At 72.4% G+C, this 18,577-nt stretch carries 18 protein-coding genes; 10 read left to right on the forward strand and 8 right to left on the reverse strand.

Annotation, left to right across the window (positions count from 1 at the left end):
* The first annotated feature begins 180 nt into the window (after window positions 1–180).
* The 6 genes from KIK06_RS07790 to thrS all read left to right on the forward strand — a co-directional run bounded on the left by KIK06_RS07790 (window position 181) and on the right by thrS (window position 6,936).
* Entirely contained in the window at window positions 181–1,500 is a 1,320-nt protein-coding gene (locus KIK06_RS07790) for a Gfo/Idh/MocA family protein (protein ID WP_268642595.1), read from the forward strand.
* Window positions 1,497–2,669: a Gfo/Idh/MocA family protein gene (locus KIK06_RS07795; RefSeq protein WP_268642596.1), complete on the forward strand. Its 1,173-nt coding sequence runs from the start codon at window positions 1,497–1,499 to the stop codon at window positions 2,667–2,669. The genes KIK06_RS07790 and KIK06_RS07795 overlap by 4 nt, the downstream gene beginning before the upstream one ends.
* Window positions 2,666–3,514, forward strand: coding sequence for a PmoA family protein (locus KIK06_RS07800; protein WP_268642597.1), 849 nt, complete (start codon window positions 2,666–2,668; stop codon window positions 3,512–3,514). Before KIK06_RS07795 ends, KIK06_RS07800 begins: the two co-directional genes overlap by 4 nt.
* Window positions 3,515–3,555: 41 nt before the next feature.
* Complete coding sequence (locus tag KIK06_RS07805; protein WP_268642598.1) at window positions 3,556–4,455, forward strand: NAD-dependent epimerase/dehydratase family protein; 900 nt, start codon at window positions 3,556–3,558, stop codon at window positions 4,453–4,455.
* A 74-nt stretch (window positions 4,456–4,529) separates the two neighbouring features.
* The gene (locus KIK06_RS07810) at window positions 4,530–5,561 is read left to right on the forward strand and encodes a LacI family DNA-binding transcriptional regulator (RefSeq protein ID WP_017601413.1); all 1,032 of its coding nucleotides are present in this window, start codon (window positions 4,530–4,532) and stop codon (window positions 5,559–5,561) included.
* 7 nt (window positions 5,562–5,568) lie between these two features.
* Window positions 5,569–6,936 carry a threonine--tRNA ligase gene (gene thrS, locus KIK06_RS07815; RefSeq protein WP_268642599.1) on the forward strand — a complete coding sequence of 456 codons (1,368 nt, stop codon included), beginning with the start codon at window positions 5,569–5,571 and terminating at the stop codon, window positions 6,934–6,936.
* 45 nt (window positions 6,937–6,981) lie between these two features.
* Here the strand turns inward: thrS and KIK06_RS07820 are convergent, their stop codons facing one another.
* Window positions 6,982–8,238 (reverse strand): erythromycin esterase family protein, encoded by a 1,257-nt coding sequence (locus KIK06_RS07820; protein ID WP_268642600.1) that lies wholly within the window; start codon window positions 8,236–8,238, stop codon window positions 6,982–6,984.
* A 123-nt stretch (window positions 8,239–8,361) separates the two neighbouring features.
* On the opposite strand from KIK06_RS07820, the gene KIK06_RS07825 reads away from it, so the two are divergent.
* A complete protein-coding gene (locus KIK06_RS07825; RefSeq protein ID WP_268642601.1) occupies window positions 8,362–9,093 on the forward strand; it encodes a MerR family transcriptional regulator in 732 nt (243 codons plus the stop codon).
* Between the two features lie 74 nt (window positions 9,094–9,167).
* Here the strand turns inward: KIK06_RS07825 and KIK06_RS07830 are convergent, their stop codons facing one another.
* The 7 genes from KIK06_RS07830 to KIK06_RS07860 all read right to left on the reverse strand — a co-directional run bounded on the left by KIK06_RS07830 (window position 9,168) and on the right by KIK06_RS07860 (window position 15,495).
* The gene (locus KIK06_RS07830; protein WP_268642602.1) at window positions 9,168–10,256 is read right to left on the reverse strand and encodes a mandelate racemase/muconate lactonizing enzyme family protein; all 1,089 of its coding nucleotides are present in this window, start codon (window positions 10,254–10,256) and stop codon (window positions 9,168–9,170) included.
* Window positions 10,257–10,261: 5 nt separating this feature from the next.
* Entirely contained in the window at window positions 10,262–11,167 is a 906-nt protein-coding gene (locus KIK06_RS07835; RefSeq protein ID WP_268642603.1) for a 5-dehydro-4-deoxyglucarate dehydratase, read from the reverse strand.
* A 94-nt stretch (window positions 11,168–11,261) separates the two neighbouring features.
* Complete coding sequence (locus KIK06_RS07840; protein WP_268642604.1) at window positions 11,262–12,191, reverse strand: sugar phosphate isomerase/epimerase family protein; 930 nt, start codon at window positions 12,189–12,191, stop codon at window positions 11,262–11,264.
* Entirely contained in the window at window positions 12,188–13,348 is a 1,161-nt protein-coding gene (locus tag KIK06_RS07845) for a dihydrodipicolinate synthase family protein (protein WP_268642605.1), read from the reverse strand. The genes KIK06_RS07840 and KIK06_RS07845 overlap by 4 nt, the downstream gene beginning before the upstream one ends.
* Window positions 13,345–14,499, reverse strand: coding sequence for a Gfo/Idh/MocA family protein (locus KIK06_RS07850; RefSeq protein WP_268642606.1), 1,155 nt, complete (start codon window positions 14,497–14,499; stop codon window positions 13,345–13,347). The genes KIK06_RS07845 and KIK06_RS07850 overlap by 4 nt, the downstream gene beginning before the upstream one ends.
* Before the next feature lie 57 nt (window positions 14,500–14,556).
* Window positions 14,557–14,964: a DUF2784 domain-containing protein gene (locus KIK06_RS07855; protein ID WP_268642607.1), complete on the reverse strand. Its 408-nt coding sequence runs from the start codon at window positions 14,962–14,964 to the stop codon at window positions 14,557–14,559.
* A 102-nt stretch (window positions 14,965–15,066) separates the two neighbouring features.
* Window positions 15,067–15,495 carry an HIT family protein gene (locus KIK06_RS07860; RefSeq protein WP_017601399.1) on the reverse strand — a complete coding sequence of 143 codons (429 nt, stop codon included), beginning with the start codon at window positions 15,493–15,495 and terminating at the stop codon, window positions 15,067–15,069.
* Between the two features lie 123 nt (window positions 15,496–15,618).
* Between KIK06_RS07860 and KIK06_RS07865 the strand changes: the two genes are divergently transcribed.
* The 3 genes from KIK06_RS07865 to KIK06_RS07875 all read left to right on the forward strand — a co-directional run bounded on the left by KIK06_RS07865 (window position 15,619) and on the right by KIK06_RS07875 (window position 18,510).
* Window positions 15,619–16,608: a pirin family protein gene (locus KIK06_RS07865; RefSeq protein WP_268642608.1), complete on the forward strand. Its 990-nt coding sequence runs from the start codon at window positions 15,619–15,621 to the stop codon at window positions 16,606–16,608.
* A 241-nt stretch (window positions 16,609–16,849) separates the two neighbouring features.
* Entirely contained in the window at window positions 16,850–18,394 is a 1,545-nt protein-coding gene (locus KIK06_RS07870) for a sodium-dependent transporter (RefSeq protein WP_017601397.1), read from the forward strand.
* Window positions 18,394–18,510 carry a methionine/alanine import family NSS transporter small subunit gene (locus KIK06_RS07875; protein WP_017601396.1) on the forward strand — a complete coding sequence of 39 codons (117 nt, stop codon included), beginning with the start codon at window positions 18,394–18,396 and terminating at the stop codon, window positions 18,508–18,510. The genes KIK06_RS07870 and KIK06_RS07875 overlap by 1 nt, the downstream gene beginning before the upstream one ends.
* Window positions 18,511–18,577 lie beyond the last annotated feature (67 nt).

Consider the following 18,577-nt stretch of genomic DNA (forward strand, 5'->3'; position numbering starts at 1 on the left):
CCCCGCACCCCCCGACCAGCGCGATGTCGGCGAGCACTCCGAGGTGTGACCACTCCCGGAGGCGACTCCCCGCACCCCTCATCCCTGGCACCACCCCCGCCCCACCGGAGGCGACGCCTCGCGCGGCGCGACCTCCACAACGGCCCCCACCCTTGTCGAACGCTATGGAAAGCGTTTACCATGCGGTGTGTGAACGACACCACCCCACGCAGGTACGCCATCGTCGGAACCGGATCCCGCGCCCGCATGTACACCTGGGCGCTGACCGTGAGCCACCGGAACCAGGGCCGACTGGTCGCCCTGTGCGACACCAACCGGACCCGGATGGCCGTCCACAACCGGATCATCACCGACGCGGGGTTCCAGGCGGTCCCGACCTACACCCCCGACGACTTCACCCGCATGCTCGCCCAGGAGCGGGTCGACGAGGTCATCGTGTGCACCGTCGACCGCACCCACGCCGACTACGTGGTCGCCGCCCTGGAAGCCGGAGCCGACGCGATCACCGAAAAACCCCTCACCGCCGACCTCGACGGGCTGCACCGCATCAACGAGGCCCAGGCCCGCACCGGGGGCCGGGTGACCGTCGGCTTCAACTACCGCTACAACCCCGTCCACCGGCAGCTGCGCGAACTCATCGCCTCCGACGCCATCGGCGAGATCGGCTCGGTCCACTTCGAGTGGCTCCTGGACCTGCGCCACGGCGCCGACTACTTCCGCCGCTGGCACCGCGACAAGACCCAGTCCGGCGGCCTGCTCGTCCACAAGGCCAGCCACCACTTCGACCTCGTCAACTGGTGGATCGGCGCCCGCCCCACCGAGGTCTTCGCCCGAGGCGACCTGTTCTTCTACGGCGACGCCAACGGGCGCCGCCACGGCCTGGCCGCCGACTACGACCGCACCCACGGCTCGTCCTCCGCCGCCGACGACCCCTTCGCCCTGCACATGAGCGACAGCCCCGACCTCAGCGCCCTGTACCTGGACGCCGAACACGAGGACGGCTACCACCGCGACCAGAACGTCTTCGGCCCCGGCATCACCATCGAGGACGACATGTCCGTCCTGGTCACCTACGACACCGGGGCCCGCCTGAGCTACCACCTGGTCGCCTACGCCCCTTGGGAGGGCTACCGGATCTCCCTCACCGGCAGCAGGGGACGCCTGGAACTGGACATGACCGAGTTCGAGTACACCTCCCCCCACCAGGACGAGACCACCCCCGTGCGCGGCATGCCCGCTCCCAAGGAGAACACCACCGCCCGCCTGTGGCTGCGGCGCCACTGGCAACCACCCGAGGAGATCCCCATCGCGGTCGGCGAGGGCTCACACGGCGGCGGCGACCAGGTCATGCTCTCCTCGCTGTTCGGCGGAGCCGACGACGGCATCCGCCCCGACCACGCCGACGGCGGCAACGCGCTCCTCACCGGCCTGGCCGCCAACGCCTCCATCGCCTCGGGAACCCCGGTCAGGGTCGACGACCTACTGAAGGCCCAGCGGTGAACGCCCCCGTCCCCATCCTGCTGGCCGGGGTCCACGGCCACGGACGCCACCACCTCAAAGCCCTGCTCCCCCTCAGCGAGAGCGGCCTCGTGCGACTGGTCGGCGTCTGCGACCCCACGCCCCCCGCCGCCGACGACGCCCTGGAAGGTCACAGCGCCGTCCCCCACTTCGCCGACCTGGGCGAGGCGATCGACGCCACCGGCGCCAGCGTCACCATCCTCGCCACCCCCATCCCCACCCACCTGCCGCTGGTCCGCACCGCCCTCGACCACGGCTCCCACGTGCTGCTGGAGAAGCCCACCACCGCCACCCTGGCCGAGTTCGACCAGCTCGTGGCCGCCGTGGACGCCTCCGACCTGGCCTGCCAGATCGGCTTCCAGAGCCTGGGCTCCCATGCCCTGGACACCGTCCGCCAACTCATCGACGACGGGAGCGTCGGAGAACTACGCGGTATCGGCGGCGCGGGCACATGGATCCGCACCTCCACCTACTACGACCGGGCCCCCTGGGCCGGGCGGCGCCGACTCCACGACCGCGACGTCGTCGACGGCGCCCTCACCAACCCCTTCGCGCACGCGGTGGCCACCGCGCTGTCCGTGGCCGGGGCCAGCGCGAACCCACCGGCCCAGATCGAACTGGAGCTGTTCCACGCCCACCCCATCGAAAGCGACGACACCTCCTGCCTGCGCATACGCACACCCGACGGCACACCCATCACCGTGGCCGTGACCCTGTGCGCCCAGGAGAGCCTGCCGCCCCGACTGACCGTCCACGGCACCCTCGGCCGGATCGATCTCGACTACACCCTGGACCGGGTCACCCTCCACCGCCCCGGCCGCGCCCCGGTGACCACCACCCATCCGCGCACCGGCCTGCTGGAGAACCTCCTCGCCCACGTGGACGGGGACGCTCCCCTCCTGGTCCCACCCCGCGCCACCCACGCGTTCATGCACGTGCTGGAGGCGGTGCGCACCGCCCCCGACCCCGTCACGGTCCCCGACGCACGCCAGCGGGTGAGCCGCACCCCCGAGGGGACCCGGCGCGTGATCACCGGGATCGACGCCCTCGTCCACCGCAGCGCCCAGAGCCTGGCGCTGTTCTCCGAACTCGACCCCGCCTGGTCCCCCGACGTCCGGGCGCCCGAGCCCACCGTGGAGGCGCGGCCGTGACCACCGCCGACCTGTCACTCCAGGGTGCCGTCCTGGCCCGCCTCCAGGACGGCACCCGGATCGAACCGCACCTGTCGCCCCGTCCCTACCTGCACCCCGTCCGCACCACGGGCGGGACGGTGGTCACCGAGGAGTACCCCGACGACCACCCGCACCACTTCGGCGTCAGCGTGGCCGTCCCCGACGTGTCCGGGGTCAGCTTCTGGGGAGGAACCACCTTCACCCGCGACCGTGGACCGGTCCTGCTCGACAACCACGGCCGCCAAAGCCACGTCTCCTGGACGGTCCGCGAGCCCGACCACCACGTGCAGGTGCTGTCGTGGACCGACACCGGGGGCGGGGAACTCCTGAGGGAGGAGCGCACCACCCGCGCCCTGCCCCTGGACGAGCACACCTGGGTCCTGGACCTGCGCGTCCGGCTGACCAACACCAGCGGCCGGGACCTGAGCGTGGGCAGCCCCGCCACCAACGGACGCCCCGGCGCGGGCTACGGCGGCCTGTTCTGGCGGGCCCCCATCGCCCCAGCCCCGCCCACCTGCACCGGCGCCGGGGGCCTCCACGGGGAGAAGGCCCTGCACGGCTCCCGCGCCGACTGGCTCTCCATCGCCGGGACCACGACCCACGGCGCCCCCTGGACCCTCGTCCTCCTCCAGCCGGGCCCCCGCGCCGACCCCTGGTTCCTGCGCGCCCGGGAGTACCCCGGCGCGGGACCCGCCCTGGCCTGGGACACCCGACTGCCCGTGCCCCGGGGCTCCACCCTGGAACGGCGGCTGCGCACCGCGATCCACGACGGACACACCACCGACCCCGGCGACCTGGCCCGGTGCGCCCGCGACCTGGCGTGACCACCCCCACCCCCACCCACACACCCAGGAAGGCGGCGCCCATGCGCGTCCTCGTCACCGGCGGCTCGGGACGGCTCGGCCGCAGTGTCGTGGCCACCCTGACCGAACGCGGCCACCACGTCGTCTCAGCCGACACCTCCCCCTCCCCCGACCCCGGAGTGGAGGGGATCGTCGCCGACCTGCTCGACGAAACCGCCCGCGAGGACGTTCTCACCCGGGCCCGCCCCGAGGCCGTCGTCCACCTGGCCGGCATCGCGGTGCCCTTCACCCACCCCGACCTGGACACCCTGTCGGTCAACACCCGCCTGGCGTGGGCGGTGCTGTCCGGGGCGGTGGCCCACGGCGCGCACTCGGCCGTGGCCGCCTCCAGCCCCACCGTCTACGGGTACAACACCCCCTCCTGGCGGCCCCGCTACCTGCCGCTGGACGAGGACCACCCGGTCGAGCCCTGGCACGCCTACGGGCTGAGCAAGGCCATCATCGAGCAGACCGTGCGCACACTGGCCCGCACCGCCGACGACTGCGTCCTCTCGTGCGTACGGCCCGGGTACGTGGTCGCCCCCGAGGAGTGGGCCGGCGCGGCCACACAGCAGGGACACACCATGGCCGAGCGCCTGGCCGACCCCGCCCTGGCCGCCACGTCGCTGTTCAACTACGTGGACGCCCGCGACGCCGCCGAGCTGTTCGCGCTCGTGGTGGAAAACCCCGACAAGGTCACCGGCGGCCAGGTGTTCAACGCCGTGGCGCCCGACCCACTGGCCACAGAACCGATCCACACCCTGCTCCCGCGCCACCACCCCGCGACCACCGACGCCGCCCCCGCCCTGGCCGACGGCCGGTCGGCCTTCTCCGCGGACAAGGCCCGCACCGCCTTGGGCTGGAACCCCACCCGCACCTGGCGCCACCAGATGCCCGCCCACGCGGCGACCGACCGTCCGTAAGCAGCGGGCACGACTCCGCTACGCTACAAGGGAAAGAGTTTTCCAAGGTGGCGCGCAGCAGGAGGCGAAACGGCGTGGAGTCCGGTTACGTGACACTGGAACAGGTCGCCCAGCACGCCGGGGTCTCCTTGGCCACGGCCTCCAGGGTGATCAACGGCAGCACCCGACAGGTGAGCCAGCGCCTGCGCGACAAAGTGACCACCAGCGCACGCGAACTGGGCTACCTGGCCAACGCCTCAGCACAGACCCTGGCCCGCAACAGCAGCTCACTGGTCGGTCTCATCGTCCACGACATCGCCGACCCCTACTTCTCCTCGATCGCCTCGGGCGTCACCCAACACACCGAAGAACAGGAACTGGTCCTGGTCCTGGGCACCACCAGCCGCTCCCCCCACAAGGAGAACCAGATCCTGGCCACCCTGCGAGCCCACCGGGCACGCGCGGTGGTCCTGGTCGGATCCCGTTCCACCGACGAGGGGAGCAACCGGCGCCTGGCCGAGGAGATCAGCGCGTTCCGCAAACAGGGCGGCCGGGTGGCGTGCGTGTCCCAACAGGGACTGCCCGCCGACACCATCTGCCCCGACAACCACACCGGGGCGGCCGACCTGGCCCGCCACCTCATCGCCCAGGGCCACCGCGAGTTCGCGATCCTGGCCGGACCCACCGACCTGCGCACCGCCCGCGAACGCCTGGACGGGTTCCACTCGACACTGTCGGCCGCCGGACTGGAACTGGCCCACCACAACGTGGTCCACGGCGCCTTCACCCGCGACGGCGGCTACGAGTCCACCCGCCGCCTCATGACCATGGGAACCGACGCCACCTGCCTGTTCGCGGTCAACGACGTCATGGCCACCGGCGCGATGGCGGCCCTGCGCGACCTGGGGCTACGCGTCCCCGAGGACCTGTCGGTGGCCGGCTTCGACGACATCCCCACCCTGCGCGACCTCACCCCGGCCCTGACCACGGTGCGCCTCCCCCTGGAGGACATCGGCCGCCGGGCCGCGATGCTGGCACTGGACGGCGAACCCAGCGAAGAACCGCGCGTGGTGATCGTCCAGGGCCAGGTCGTCGAACGCGCCAGCACGGCGCCGCCCACGCGCTGAACGGTCTTTGCTACCGTGTCCACCATGCAGCAGCGCGCCACCGTCACGACGACGCCGGACCCAGTCCCGGCGCGCTGACACCTGTTCTCACACCAAGCCCCGGGGCGAGTGCCCCGGGGCTTGGTCGTCCGGTCACTCGCCCGCCGAACGCGAGGAGACCACCGTGCACGACCACCGCAAGCTCGGCCGCGAACTGCGTCTGTTCGGCACCGACCCGCTGATCGGGTCCGGACTGCCCTACTGGCTGCCCGACGGAGCGACCGTACGCCACACCCTGGAGGAGTACGTCCGCGACGCCGAACGGCGCGCCGGATACCAACACGTGTACTCACCCGTCCTGGGAAAACGGGAACTGTACGAGATCTCCGGCCACTGGTCGCACTACAGCGACGACATGTTCCCGCCGATGGAGCTGGGCTCCGAACAGGTCGTCCTGAGGCCCAGCCTGTGCCCGCACCACGCGCTCATCTTCCGGTCCCACCCGCACAGCCACCGCGACCTGCCCCTGCGCATCGCCGAACTCGGCGGCATGTACCGCTCCGAGCTGTCCGGAGTACTCGGCGGACTGAGCCGCGTGCGGGCCATCCAACTCAACGACGCGCACATCTTCTGCACCCTCGACCAGGTCGCCGACGAGACCGCGGCCGCGCTGGAAATGATCCGGCGGGCCCACACCGCCCTCGGCATCACCCCGGCCCGCTACCGGCTCTCACTCCCCGGCCCCGGAGGCAAGTACGTCGACTCCCCCGAACTGTGGCGCCGCTCCACCGACCTGCTGACCCGGGTCCTGGACGGCCTCGGCCTGCCCCACGACGCCGAGGAGGGCGAGGCCGCCTTCTACGGGCCGAAGATCGACGTGCAGGTCACCGACGGCGCCGGCCGCGAGTCCACCCTGTCCACCGTCCAGGTCGACTTCCACCAGCCCGAGCGCTTCGACCTGCGCTACGTCGGCGCGGACGGCGCCCGGCACCGGCCGGTCATGGTGCACCGCAGCATCGTCGGCAGCGTGGAGCGGGCCGTGGCGCACCTGATCGAACAGCACGGCGGCGCCTTCCCTGCCTGGCTCGCCCCCACCCAGGTGGCCGTCCTGCCGGTCTCCTCCGACCAGCACGACCACGCCCGCGCCGTCGCCCGAAGGTGCGCCGACCACGGACTGCGCGCCCAGGTCCTGGACCCCGAACGCGGCAGCCTGGGCGCCCGGATCCGCCAGGCCCGGCTGATCCCCTACCAAGCGGTCGTCGGAGCCCGCGAGGCGGCCGACGACCACCTGGCCCTGCGCCTGCGCGACGGACGCCGACTCGCCCCCCGACCCGCCGAGGAGGTCCTCGCGCACGTGCGTGACCTGGTCGGCGCCCACACCACCAACCTGTGGTGACACAGGCCGGGGGCCAGCGGTCGCCGCTGGCCCCCGGCCAACACGTCACCCGGTCCCGGACGCCGCGTCCTCCAGGAAGGCCACCGCGTCGACCCCGCCCAGGTCCGCCAGGCCCAGCGGGAAGTAGCGGTAGTCCCGCGCGGTGTCCGACGCCGTGGCCCCGCCCCGCCCGTCCAGGACGGCCGCCACCCGATCGGCGGCGAACAGCGCCTCGCCCTCCGTCGCCTCCCGTAGCACCCCCCGCACGGTGTCGGGACCGGGGTCCTCCAACCCCGGCCAGGGGGCGGTCCCGGTGTCGGCGGCGATCACCGCGTACTCCTCGCCCAGGGTCGTCGCCGCGACCGCCCCGGCACACCACCACCCCACCTGAGACCCCGCCATGGTCATCGCGGCGCGCTCGCGCCGCAGGTGCTGGTTGTGGGCGAACACCAGCGTCGGCCCCCGGTCCCGCTCGGCGCGCACGAGGGCCAGCAGGTTGTCGGCCATCATGGCGTCCCTGGCTCCCCCCAACCGCCCCAGACGCCTGGCCTGGCCGACCGAGGAGTCCGCCATGACCGCGTGGTACCGCAGCAGGCCCCGAGCGGTACGCCCGAACAGACACGCCCGCCGGTACTCCTCACGGGAACCGGACGCCACCAGCTCCGGAGCCTCCGACCACAGGAGCCCGGCCAGGTCGTCGGCGACGATCCTCAACTCCCGCGCCCGCTCGCCCGCACCGATCGACCGGCCGGGGTCCATCATCGCCGCGGGTTCGGTCCACTCCCCGTCGTCACCGAGCAGCGCGTCCACGTTCTCCCACCCGTGCGGGATCCGGCCCGGATCCACGTAAGCCGCCAGATAGGCGTGCAACCCGGCCAGAGCGGTGCGCGGGCTGGCCGCCCCCGACATCTCGAGCGGGCCGTCGAACCCGTGGAACCCGACCCGGTCGGCCGGTTCCCGCCCTCCGTTGTACGCGCGCATCCACTCCAGCAGCTCCCGGTTGGCGGCCTGCTCACCGTAGCCGTGGCTGAAACCGGTCGACAGGACCTCGTCCAGGTCACCGTCACCTCCTCGCACGTAGGCGTCGACCGCCAGCGCCGCCAGGCAGTCGCTCTCGACCGCGATCGACCGGTATCCCCACCGCTCCACCAGGTGACGCAGCACCCGGTTGCGCAGACGGGGGAAGGCCTCCACACCGTGGGTGGGTTCGCCCAACCCCAGGAGCCGCGGCCGACACCGCACGGAGCCGAGGAAGGCGTCCAACCCCGAGACGAGACCCGACCCCCCGGAGGGCGGTCCCAGCGGGCGGACAGCAGATGACACCGACATCGTGAACCTCCGAAGATCGCGGACAACATCTTCGACCGTATCCTTGAACCTTCGGTGGAGACTTTCACCATGACAAGCACGAAAACCAATGACAAAACCTCAAACCCGAGGTGAACCATGCCGCACCGCGACCGGCTCCGGCCCGTCGACCTGGCCCGCGAACACGGCCTGTCCACCCAGGCCGTCCGCAACTACGAGGACGACGGGATCCTGCCCGCCGCCCCGCGCACCGACCACGGGTTCCGCCAGTACACCCCGACCCACGCCCAGGCGCTGCGCGCCTTCCTGGCCCTGCGCGCCGGACACGGACACCAGACCGCCGCCGCGATCATGCGGGCCGCCAACACCGGCGACCACGACACCGTCCTGCGCCTCGTCGACCAGAGCCACGTCCGGGCCCTGCGCGACCGCACCACCCTCGACGAGGTCACCACCGCCCTGGACGACCTCACCACGGGCGAGCCCCCCACCCCGGCACACCGGCGCCCCCCGACCATCGGCGCCCTGGCCCACCAGCTCGACATCCGCCCGGCCACCCTCCGCAAATGGGAGAAGGCCGGCATCCTGCGCCCCGACCGCGACCCCGCCACCGGCCACCGCCACTACCCCCCGGACGCGGTCCGCGACGCCCACCTCGCCCACCAGCTACGGCGCGGCGGCCACCCCCTCGCCCACATCGCCACCATCACCGAGCAGGTCAGGAACGCCGGAGGGGTGGCCGCACTGGACGAGGCCCTGCGCACCTGGCGGGCCGACCTCACCCGGCGCTCCCGCGCCATGCTCGCGGCCGGAGCCGAACTCTCGCACTACCTCGACCGCACCGACACCACCGCGCACGACGCCTCCTGACCCGACCCCCACGAAGCGGGCCGGAGCCGCCCCCACGCGAGGGACACCCCGGCCCACCGGTCGCACCGCCGCCGCTAGCGGGAGGCGGACACGACCGGGGCGAGCGTGTCGGAGAACACCAGACCGTGGCCGAGCCCGGTGTCGGCGCGCACCCACCCCCCGTCGAACTCCACCCCGCTGGGACGGGCCAACGCACCCAGCGCGGCGAAGGAGGCCCGGTCGACGTCCTCGACCATCGCCACCCGGGGCAGACACAACGCCAACTGTCCCGACAGCTCGGGCAACAGGTGCGGAGCCACCGGCACACCCCGACGCGCCATCGACTCCGCGATCCTCAAGAACGGCGTGACCCCGCCCACCCGCACCACGTTGGGCTGGGCGACGTCACACACCCCCAACTCCACCGCCCTCTCGAACTCCTCCACCGTGCGCAGGTTCTCACCCACCGCGAACGGCACACCCGTCCGCTCCCGCAGACGCGCGTGCGCCGCCAGATCCCCCGCGACCAACGGCTCCTCCACGAAGTGCGGGTCGAACGGCTCCAACGCCGACAGCGCCCGGGCCGCCGCCGGCACGTCCCACCGCTGGTTGGCGTCGACCATCAACAACCGGTCCGGACCCAACACCTCCCGCACCGCCGCGACCCGCTCCACGTCCCGGCCCACGTCCGCGGACCCGACCTTGATCTTCACCGCGCGATGACCGGCCGCCACCCACCCCCGCACCTGCTCCAGCAGATCCGCCAGCGGATAGTCCAGATTCACCCCGCTGCCGTAGGCCCGGACCTCGTCCCGCCGCCGGCCCACCAGGTCCACCAGACTCACCCCGGCCAACCGCGCCACCAGATCCCACAGGGCGATGTCCACACCCGCCACGGCCATCAGCGTCAGACCACTGGTGCCCGCCTCACGCAGATGCCAGCACAACTCCTCCCACCGCGCCGGATGGGCCTCCCGCCCCACCAGGACCGCCGGACAGTCGTCGTTGACCAGCGCCTCCACCGCCCGGGCACCGATCAGCGGCGTCCACGCGAACCCCGTCCCGACCAGCCCGGTGTCGGTACGCACCCGCACCACGACCAGATCGTTGCGGTCCACGCCCCCGTCCCACGCCCGGTGCAGCGGCAACCGGTGGGCCCGCGCGGACACCTCGCTCACACGCACGCCGCTCAGCCCTCCTTCACCAGCGACAGACCGGCCTCCACGAGCGCGGCCAGAGCCGCCTCCTCCTCGGCGGTGGGATCCACGAACGGGGCACGCACCCCGCCCACGTCCACACCGCGCACCCGCGCACCCGCCTTGACCAGCGACACCGCATACCCGGGCACACGGTCGCGCAACCGCACCAGGGGCTCGAAGAACTCGCGCGTCAAGGTGTCGGCCAGCGGGTCACCGGAGCGGACGGCGGTGTGGAACGCGGCGGCGACCTCGGGCACGAACGCGAACGCCGCCGAGGAGTACAGCGGCACCCCCACCGCCCGATAGGCGGGCACGGTCAGCTCGGCCGTGGGCAACCCGTTGAAGAAGGTGAACCCCTCACCCCGCACCCCACGCACCGCCAACACGATCTGATGCATCCGCCCCAGATCACCCACACCGTCCTTGATCCCCACCACCCCCGGAATCGACGCCAACTCGACCGCGCTCTGGGGCGTGAACACCATCGACCCGCGCTGGTAGACGATCACCGGAACGTCCACCGCCGAGGTCACCCCGCGCACGTACTCCACCAGCCCCCTCTGCGGAGCGCCCACCAGATAGGGCGGCAGCAGCAGGACCGCGTCCGCCCCCGACTCCTTGGCCGCCCGAGCCTGCTCGACGGCGGTGCCCACACTGCCGCCCGCACCGGCCACCACCGGCACCCGGCCCGCGGTGACCTCCACCGAGCACCGCACCACGGCCGCGTGCTCGGCGGCCGACAACGCGTGGATCTCCCCGGTGCCGCACGCCGCGAACACACCGCCCGCGCCGTGCCCGACCCCCGAGGCCACGTGCTCGGCCAACACGTCCTCATCGACCCGATCCCGGACATCGAAGGGGGTCAGGGGAAAGAACAGGATTCCGTCGAAGTTCATACCGCTCCTCGGTAGGTGCGCTGTGTGATCGGTGTGTGAGGGCCCGCCCGGCCGGCGGGCCCTGGTCCCCGGGGGCTCCGCGCCCCCGGGAACCTCACAGGACGTACTGCACGTGGCGGCGGGCCAGGGTCGCGATCACCTCGTCGCCGTCGGCCGCCCAGATCCGCTCGTTGAAGATCTCCACCTCGATGTCGCCGGTGTATCCGGCCGCGTCCACGGCCCGGCGCAGCCCGCGCACGTCGGCGTGGCCGTCACCGACCATGCCCCGGCCCAGCAGCGTGTCGGCGGGCAGCGGCAACTCCCAGTCACAGGTCTGGAAGGAGGCGATGCGCCCGCCCGCGCCGGCACGGGCGATCTGCTCGTGGACCGCCGGATCCCACCACACGTGGTAGGCGTCCACCACGACGCCCACCGCGGCCGCGTCGAACCGCTCGGCGACGTCCAGGGCCTGACCCAGGGTGGACAGCACCGCGCGGTCGGCGCAGAACATCGGGTGCAGGGGCTCCAACGCCAGCCGGACCCCGCGCTCCCGGGCGTGGGGCACCAGCTCGGCCAGGGCCTCGACCATCCGCTCGCGCACCGCGGCCAGGTCGCGCTCGCCCCCGGGCAGTCCCCCGACCACCATGACCAGGCAGGGGGCGCCCAACTCGGCGGCCTCGTCGATCGCCCGGCGGTTGTCGTCCAGGGCCGCGCCCCGGTCGGGTCCGGTCAGGAACCCGCCCCGGCAGTAGGAGGACACCCGCAGACCCGACCGGCGCAGCAGCCGGGCGGCCCCTGCCAGCCCCACATCGGCGACCGGCTCGCGCCACACGCCGATGGCGGGGAGTCCGGCGCGCAGGCAGCCGTCGACGGCCTGGACGAGACTCCAGTACTTGACGGTGGCCTGGTTGAGGGACAGGCGGGACAGGGCCGGATCCCCCGGTCGGGGGGTGGGCACCGCGGCGGGCCGGCCCGAGGGCAGGTCCACGGAGGCGGGGGTGACCCGGTCGGCGCCCGAGGGGGTGGAGGAGGCGGTCGTGCTCACTGGTCCACCCCCGACACCCGCAGCAGGGACCGCATGCGCGCCACCGCCAGTTCGGGGTCGCCCAGGACCCCGGCGGCGTCGGCCAGGCGCACCGCCTGGGCCAGGTGGGGCAGGTCGCGGGCGCCGTGCAGGCCGCCCACCATGTGGAACCCCTTCTGGTGGCCGTTGAGCCAGGCCAGGAAGGCGATCCCGGTCTTGTAGTAGAAGGTGGGGGCGGCGAACAGGTGCCGGGCCAGGGGGACGGTGGGGCCCAACAGGGCCCGGTAGCGGGCGGTGTCGCCCTCGTCCAGGGCGGCCAGCGCCCGGGCGGCGGCCGGGGCGATGGCGGCGAAGATCCCGAGCAGGGCGTGGGAGTGGCCGTGCTCGTCGCCCAGGACCAGCTCCGGGTAGTTGAAGTCGTCGCCGGTGTACAGGCGCACCCCCTCGGGGAGCAGGCGGCGCAGCCGGATCTCCAGGGAGGCGTCCAGCAGGGAGACCTTGACGCCCTCGACCCCCTCCGCGTGCTCGGCGATGAGGGCGGCCACCGGTTCGATCGCCTCGGCCGGGTCGGCGTACCCCCAGTACCCGTTCAGCGCGGGGTCGAAGGCGGTGCCCAGCCAGTGCAGGATGACCGGTCGGCCGGCCCGGCGGAGCAGGTGGCCGTAGACCTTGGCGTAGTCGTCGGGCCCGGAGGCGACGGCCGCCAGGGCGCGGGAGGCCATGAGGACGGGTGCGGCGCCGGCGCCCTGGACGACGTCGAGCTGCTCCCCGTACGCAGTGATAACGCTTTCCAGGCTGGCGTGCGAAGGATCGAGCTGGTCGGTGCCGACCCCGCAGGCCAGGGCGGCCCCGCGCGCGGCGGCCTCCGCACCCGACCTGCGGATGAGTTCGGCGGTGGCCGCCCAGTCCAGGCCCATGCCGCGCTGGGCGGTGTCCATGGCGTCGGCTACGCCCAGCCCCTGGTCCCACAGGTGGTGGCGGAAGGCCAGGGTGGCGTCCCAGTCCAGGCGGGCGGGCGCTCCGGGGGCGTTGGGGGCCAGGGGGTCGGCGACCACGTGGGCGGCGGCGTAGGCCGTCCGGGACCGCGCGGGGGGCACGGGCGCGGTGGCCACGGGGGCGCCGGTGAGCGTGTAGTCCTCCACACCGCCGTCGGCGGTGGGCATGCGCAGGGTGTTCACGACAGGGTGACCTCGTCCAGTTCGACGGTGGACCCGGTGCGCGCCGACCGCAGCCCGGCCTCGGCCATCTGGAGGCCGCGGGCGCCGGCGAGCAGGTCGTGCGGGAAGGGGGAACCGGTGATGACGTGCTTGAGGAAGTCCTCCCACTGGGCGCGGAAGCCGTTGGGGAACTCGGTGTTGTCGGGCACCTGCTCCCACTGGTCGCGGTAGCGGCCCGGGTCCTCGACGTCGGGGTTCCAGACCGCCTTGGGGGTGGCCGACCTGTGCTGGACGCGGCAGGCGCGCAGGCCCGCCACGGCGCTGCCGTGGGTGCCGTCGACCTGGAACTCCACGAGTTCGTCGCGGGCCACGCGCACGTTCCAGGAGGAGTTGATCTGGGCGATGGCGCCGCCGTCCAGCTCGAAGATGCCGTAGGCGGAGTCGTCGGCGGTGGCGTCGTAGGGTCTGCCCTGTTCGTCCCAGCGGCGCGGGATGTGGGTGGCCACCTTGGCGGTGACCATCCGCACCGGGCCGAACAGGTGCTCGAGGATGTAGTGCCAGTGCGGGAACATGTCCAGCACCATGCCGCCGCCCTCCTCGGCGCGGTAGTTCCAGCTGGGCCGCTGGGCGGGCTGCCAGTCGCCCTCGAAGACCCAGTAGCCGAACTCGCCGCGGACCGACAGGATCCGGCCGAAGAAGCCGGACTCGATCAGGCGGCGGAGTTTGAGCAGGCCGGGCAGGAAGAGCTTGTCCTGGACGACCCCGTTGCGCACCCCGGCGTCGCGGGCGAGCTTGGCCAGCTCCAGGGCCGAGGCCAGGGTGCCGGCGGTGGGCTTCTCGACGTAGACGTGCTTGCCCGCGGCGATCGCGGAACGCACGGCCGCCTCGCGGGCGTGCGTGATCTGGGCGTCGAAGTAGATCGACACGTCGTCGTCGGCCAGCACCGCGTCCAGGTCGGTCGAGTAGCGCTCGAGCCCGTGGCGCTCGGCGATCTCGCGGAGCTTGCGCTCGGAGCGCCCGACCAGGATCGGTTCGGGGATGACCCGGGTTCCGTCGGGCAGGAGTGTGCCTCCCGCCTCGCGGATGGCCAGGATCGAGCGGGTCAGGTGCTGCCTGTACCCCATGCGTCCGGTGACGCCGTTCATGGCCACACCCAACACGTGATCACCCATGGGTGGTTACCGCCTTTCCGTGTGAAAGCGCTTTCCAGCGTACGGTAAACCATCCCTTCACACCAGGGGCGCCCGACCCTCCGGCGCTGATCGGCGCCGGGACGGCCCCCGGCCGCGCCGACGGGACCGCCACAGCGCCCCCACCCACGACAGGCCGACGACCACACCGATCACCACCCGCGAGGTCAGCACGTGCTCACGCGGGTACAGCGTCCCGGTCAGGTAGTGGTCGAGGAACCCCGCCTCCATCACCGCCCGCCCCGTCCGCGCCCGCGACCAGTTCTCGACCTCGGTCAGCACACACGGCCAGTCCACGATCACGATCCCCAACGCGTAGGCGGCCACCCCCAGGTGCACCCACCACGTCCGGGGCCAGCGCCAGGCCAGGAAACCACCGAAGACCACGAAGGACAGGAACGCGAAGTGCAGGGCCATCGCCGCATGGCCGACCAGGAGGAAGAACATGCACCGAACCTAGGAGCGCGCCCCCGCCCGCCGCATCGGTACCCGTCCCCACCGCCTCTGGGTAGGCGTACTCACGACACGCCGCGCCCCACCCTCCCCGGGTCAGGTCCCGGCCGCGCCCAACGCCCCGCGCAACCGTTCGGCGTGGGTGTCCAACACCGCGCGTTCGGCCTCCTCCCAGCCCGCCTGAACGGAGAACCCGTCACCCGAGAACCGGGGGAACACGTGCAGGTGGGCGTGGAACACCTCCTGTCCGGCCGCCTCCCCGTCGGCCAGGAACAGGTTCACCCCCTCACAACGCACCGCGCCGCCCCGCAACGCCTCACCCACCCGGCGGGCCGTACGCCACATCCGCGCGCCCACCGCGTCATCGACGTCCCCCAACCCCACCACGTGCTCACGCGGCACCACCAGCACGTGCCCCGGAGTCACCGGGTACAGGTCCATGAACGCCAGCACCAGGTCATCGGAGTACACCGGGCTCGCCGGGGCCCGACCGTCCCGGATCAGACAGAACACGCAGTCGCTCACACGCGCCTCCTCGCTGGGAACCCCCCACCCTCACACGCCGACGCCGGGACGGCCACCCCTTTTCCCGCTCCACCGGCACGCCCCTCCCACCGGCGTGCACCGCCCTGGACTACCGTCGACCAGGTGAGCAATCAGGAACGCCATCCCAGCGAACAACGCGTGTGCACCGCCCAGCACCCGCCCCCCTGCCCGGACACCGAACTCCTCCTCCCCCGCGAGGTCCCCCTGGGCGGGCCGCGCGCCATGCCCGTCCTGCGCTCCCTGCCGGGCAAGAACCGCCGCATGATCGGCGCCTGGTGCTTCGCCGACGTCTACGGCCCCACCGACCTCACCCACCAGGCGGGCATGCAGGTCCCCCCGCACCCCCACATCGGCCTGCAGACCGTCAGCTGGCTCGTCGAGGGCCGCGTCCGCCACCGCGACAGCCTCGGCTCAGACCAACTCGTCCAACCCGGCCAGCTCAGCATCATGACCGCGGGCCACGGCATCGCCCACTCCGAACGCACGCCCCCGGACGCACCGCCTCTCCTGCACGGCGCCCAACTGTGGATCGCCCTGCCCGAACCCGACCGCCACGGCCCACCCGCCTTCGCCCACCACGCCGACCTTCCCGTCCTGACCCGCCCCGGGGCACGCGTCACCGTCATCGCCGGGGACCTGGACGGCCGTTCCTCCCCCGCCCGCGTCCACACCCCACTCATGGGCGCCGAAGTCACCCTCGCTCCCGGCGCCCGCCTGGTCCTGCCCCTGAACCCCGGCTTCGAACACGGCGTCCTACCCCTGGACACCCCACTCGACCTGTTCGGCCACCGCGTCGAACCCGGGGCCCTGCTCTACCTCGGCCCCGGGCGGAACGAGCTCGCGCTCGCCTCCCCGCACTCCGCCCGCCTCCTGCTCATCGGCGGCACACCCTTCACCGAGGACCTGCTCATGTGGTGGAACCTGGTCGGCCGCGACCACGACGAGATCGTCCGGGCCCGCGCCGACTGGGAACGCGACCGCACCGGGCACGGCACCCGCTTCACTCCCGTCACCGGCGACCCCGGCCCTGCCCTGCCAGCACCCGACCTGCCCACCGCCCGCATGCGCCCACGCCCGCCCCGCCGCCCCTGAACGGACCGCGCGGCGCCCCTCCCGCCCACGAAGGACCACGGTTCCTCGCCAAGGCAGACTGAAATCGCCTGATAAGCCCGGATTGCCCTAGACTGCATCCTCCGCGTGCTAGACAATCTCCCCCTGAACACCCCGACACGGCACGACAGCACGTCGCGCCGCACGCCGCAACGGTGCCCGAACGCCCAACTCCTGCTAGCGTGCGGATCGCGAACAACGTGATGATTTAGGAGACCTGAACATGGTCCAACAGACGCGCGAGCAGTGGGGGACGCGCGCGGGCTTCCTGATGGCGGCGATCGGATCCGCCGTCGGCCTGGGCAACATCTGGCGATTCCCCTACGTCGCCTACGAGAACGGTGGCGGCGCCTTCCTGCTGCCCTACCTCGTTGCCCTCCTCACCGCCGGTATCCCCCTGCTGATCCTCGAATACGCCATCGGACACCGGTACCGCTCCTCAGCGCCCCTGTCCTATCGGCGCCTCTTCCGACCCGCCGAGGCGATCGGCTGGTGGCAGGTCGCGATCTGCTTCGTGATCGCCGTCTACTACGCCGTCATCATCGCCTGGGCGATCCGCTACACCTTCTTCTCCTTCGGGCAGCAGTGGGGCGAGGACCCCAACGCCTTCTTCTTCGGAGAGTTCCTCCAACTCGCCGAAGGCCCCGGCCTCGTCTCCGGATACGTCTCCGGCGTCACCTGGCCCCTGATCGGCGTGTGGGTCGTCGTCCTGGGCGTCCTGGCCCTGGGCATCCGCAACGGCGTGGAGAAGGCCAACCGGATCTTCATCCCCCTGCTCCTGGTCCTCTTCCTCGTCATGGTCGTCCAGGCCCTGACCCTCGACGGCGCCACCGAAGGCCTCAACGCCCTGTTCACCCCCGACTGGGGCGAGATGCTCAACGGCAGCGTCTGGATCGCCGCCTACGGACAGATCTTCTTCTCCCTGTCCATCGGCTTCGGCATCATGGTCACCTACGCCTCCTACCTGCGCCGCAAGTCCGACCTGACCGGCTCCGCCCTCGTCGCGGGCTTCGCCAACAGCTCCTTCGAGCTCCTGGCCGGTATCGGCGTCTTCGCCGCCCTGGGCTTCATGGCCACCAGCGCGGGCACCAGCGTCGACGAGGTCGCCACCTCCGGCCTGGGCCTGGCCTTCGTCGCCTTCCCGCAGATCATCTCCAGCCTGCCCTTCGGCGGCGGCCTCTTCGGCGTGCTGTTCTTCGGCTCCCTGGTGGTCGCCGGCATCAGCTCCCTGCTGAGCATCGTCCAGGTCATCGTCTCGGCCGTGCACGAACGCACCGGCCTGGGCCGCGTCCCCACCGTCCTGACCGTCGGCGGAGCCACCGCCCTGGCCTCGATCCTGCTCTTCCCCACCCACGAGGGACTGTTCTTCCTCGACGCCTTCGACCACTTCATCAACCAGTACGGCATCGCCCTGGCCGGCCTCGTCCTCATCATCGTCGTCTCCTGGATCGCCCGGAGACTGCCGCTGTTCCAGGACCACGCCAACGCGGTGTCCTCACTGCGCCTGGGCCTGTGGTGGCGCCTGACCCTGGGCATCATCACCCCCGCCCTGCTGGGCTACATGATGTGGGACAGCCTGCGCACCGAACTGACCGAGCCCTACGGCGGCTACCCCGAGGCGTTCCTGCAGGTCGCCGGCTGGGGCGTGGCCATCGGCGCCATCGTCATCGGCGTCATCATCTCGCTCGCCCCCTGGAAGCGCGCCGACGAACTCGCCGCCCAGGACGCACGAGCCGACCAGACCCCCACCACGGAAGGGGACCAGTGATGTCCACCAGCGCCATCATCATGATGGCCGTCTCCATCGTCCTGCTCTGGGGCGGCCTCGCCGCGGCCATCATCAACCTGCGCCGCAACCCCGAAGAACCCGAACACCAGGACTAGACGACCCACCCGGGGCGGCGGACACTCCGCCGCCCCGACCCATTCCAAGGCCCCCATACCCGCCGCC

The organism is Nocardiopsis sp. EMB25 (genome assembly GCF_026797795.1).
GTDB classification, from domain to species: Bacteria; Actinomycetota; Actinomycetes; order Streptosporangiales; family Streptosporangiaceae; genus Nocardiopsis; species Nocardiopsis lucentensis.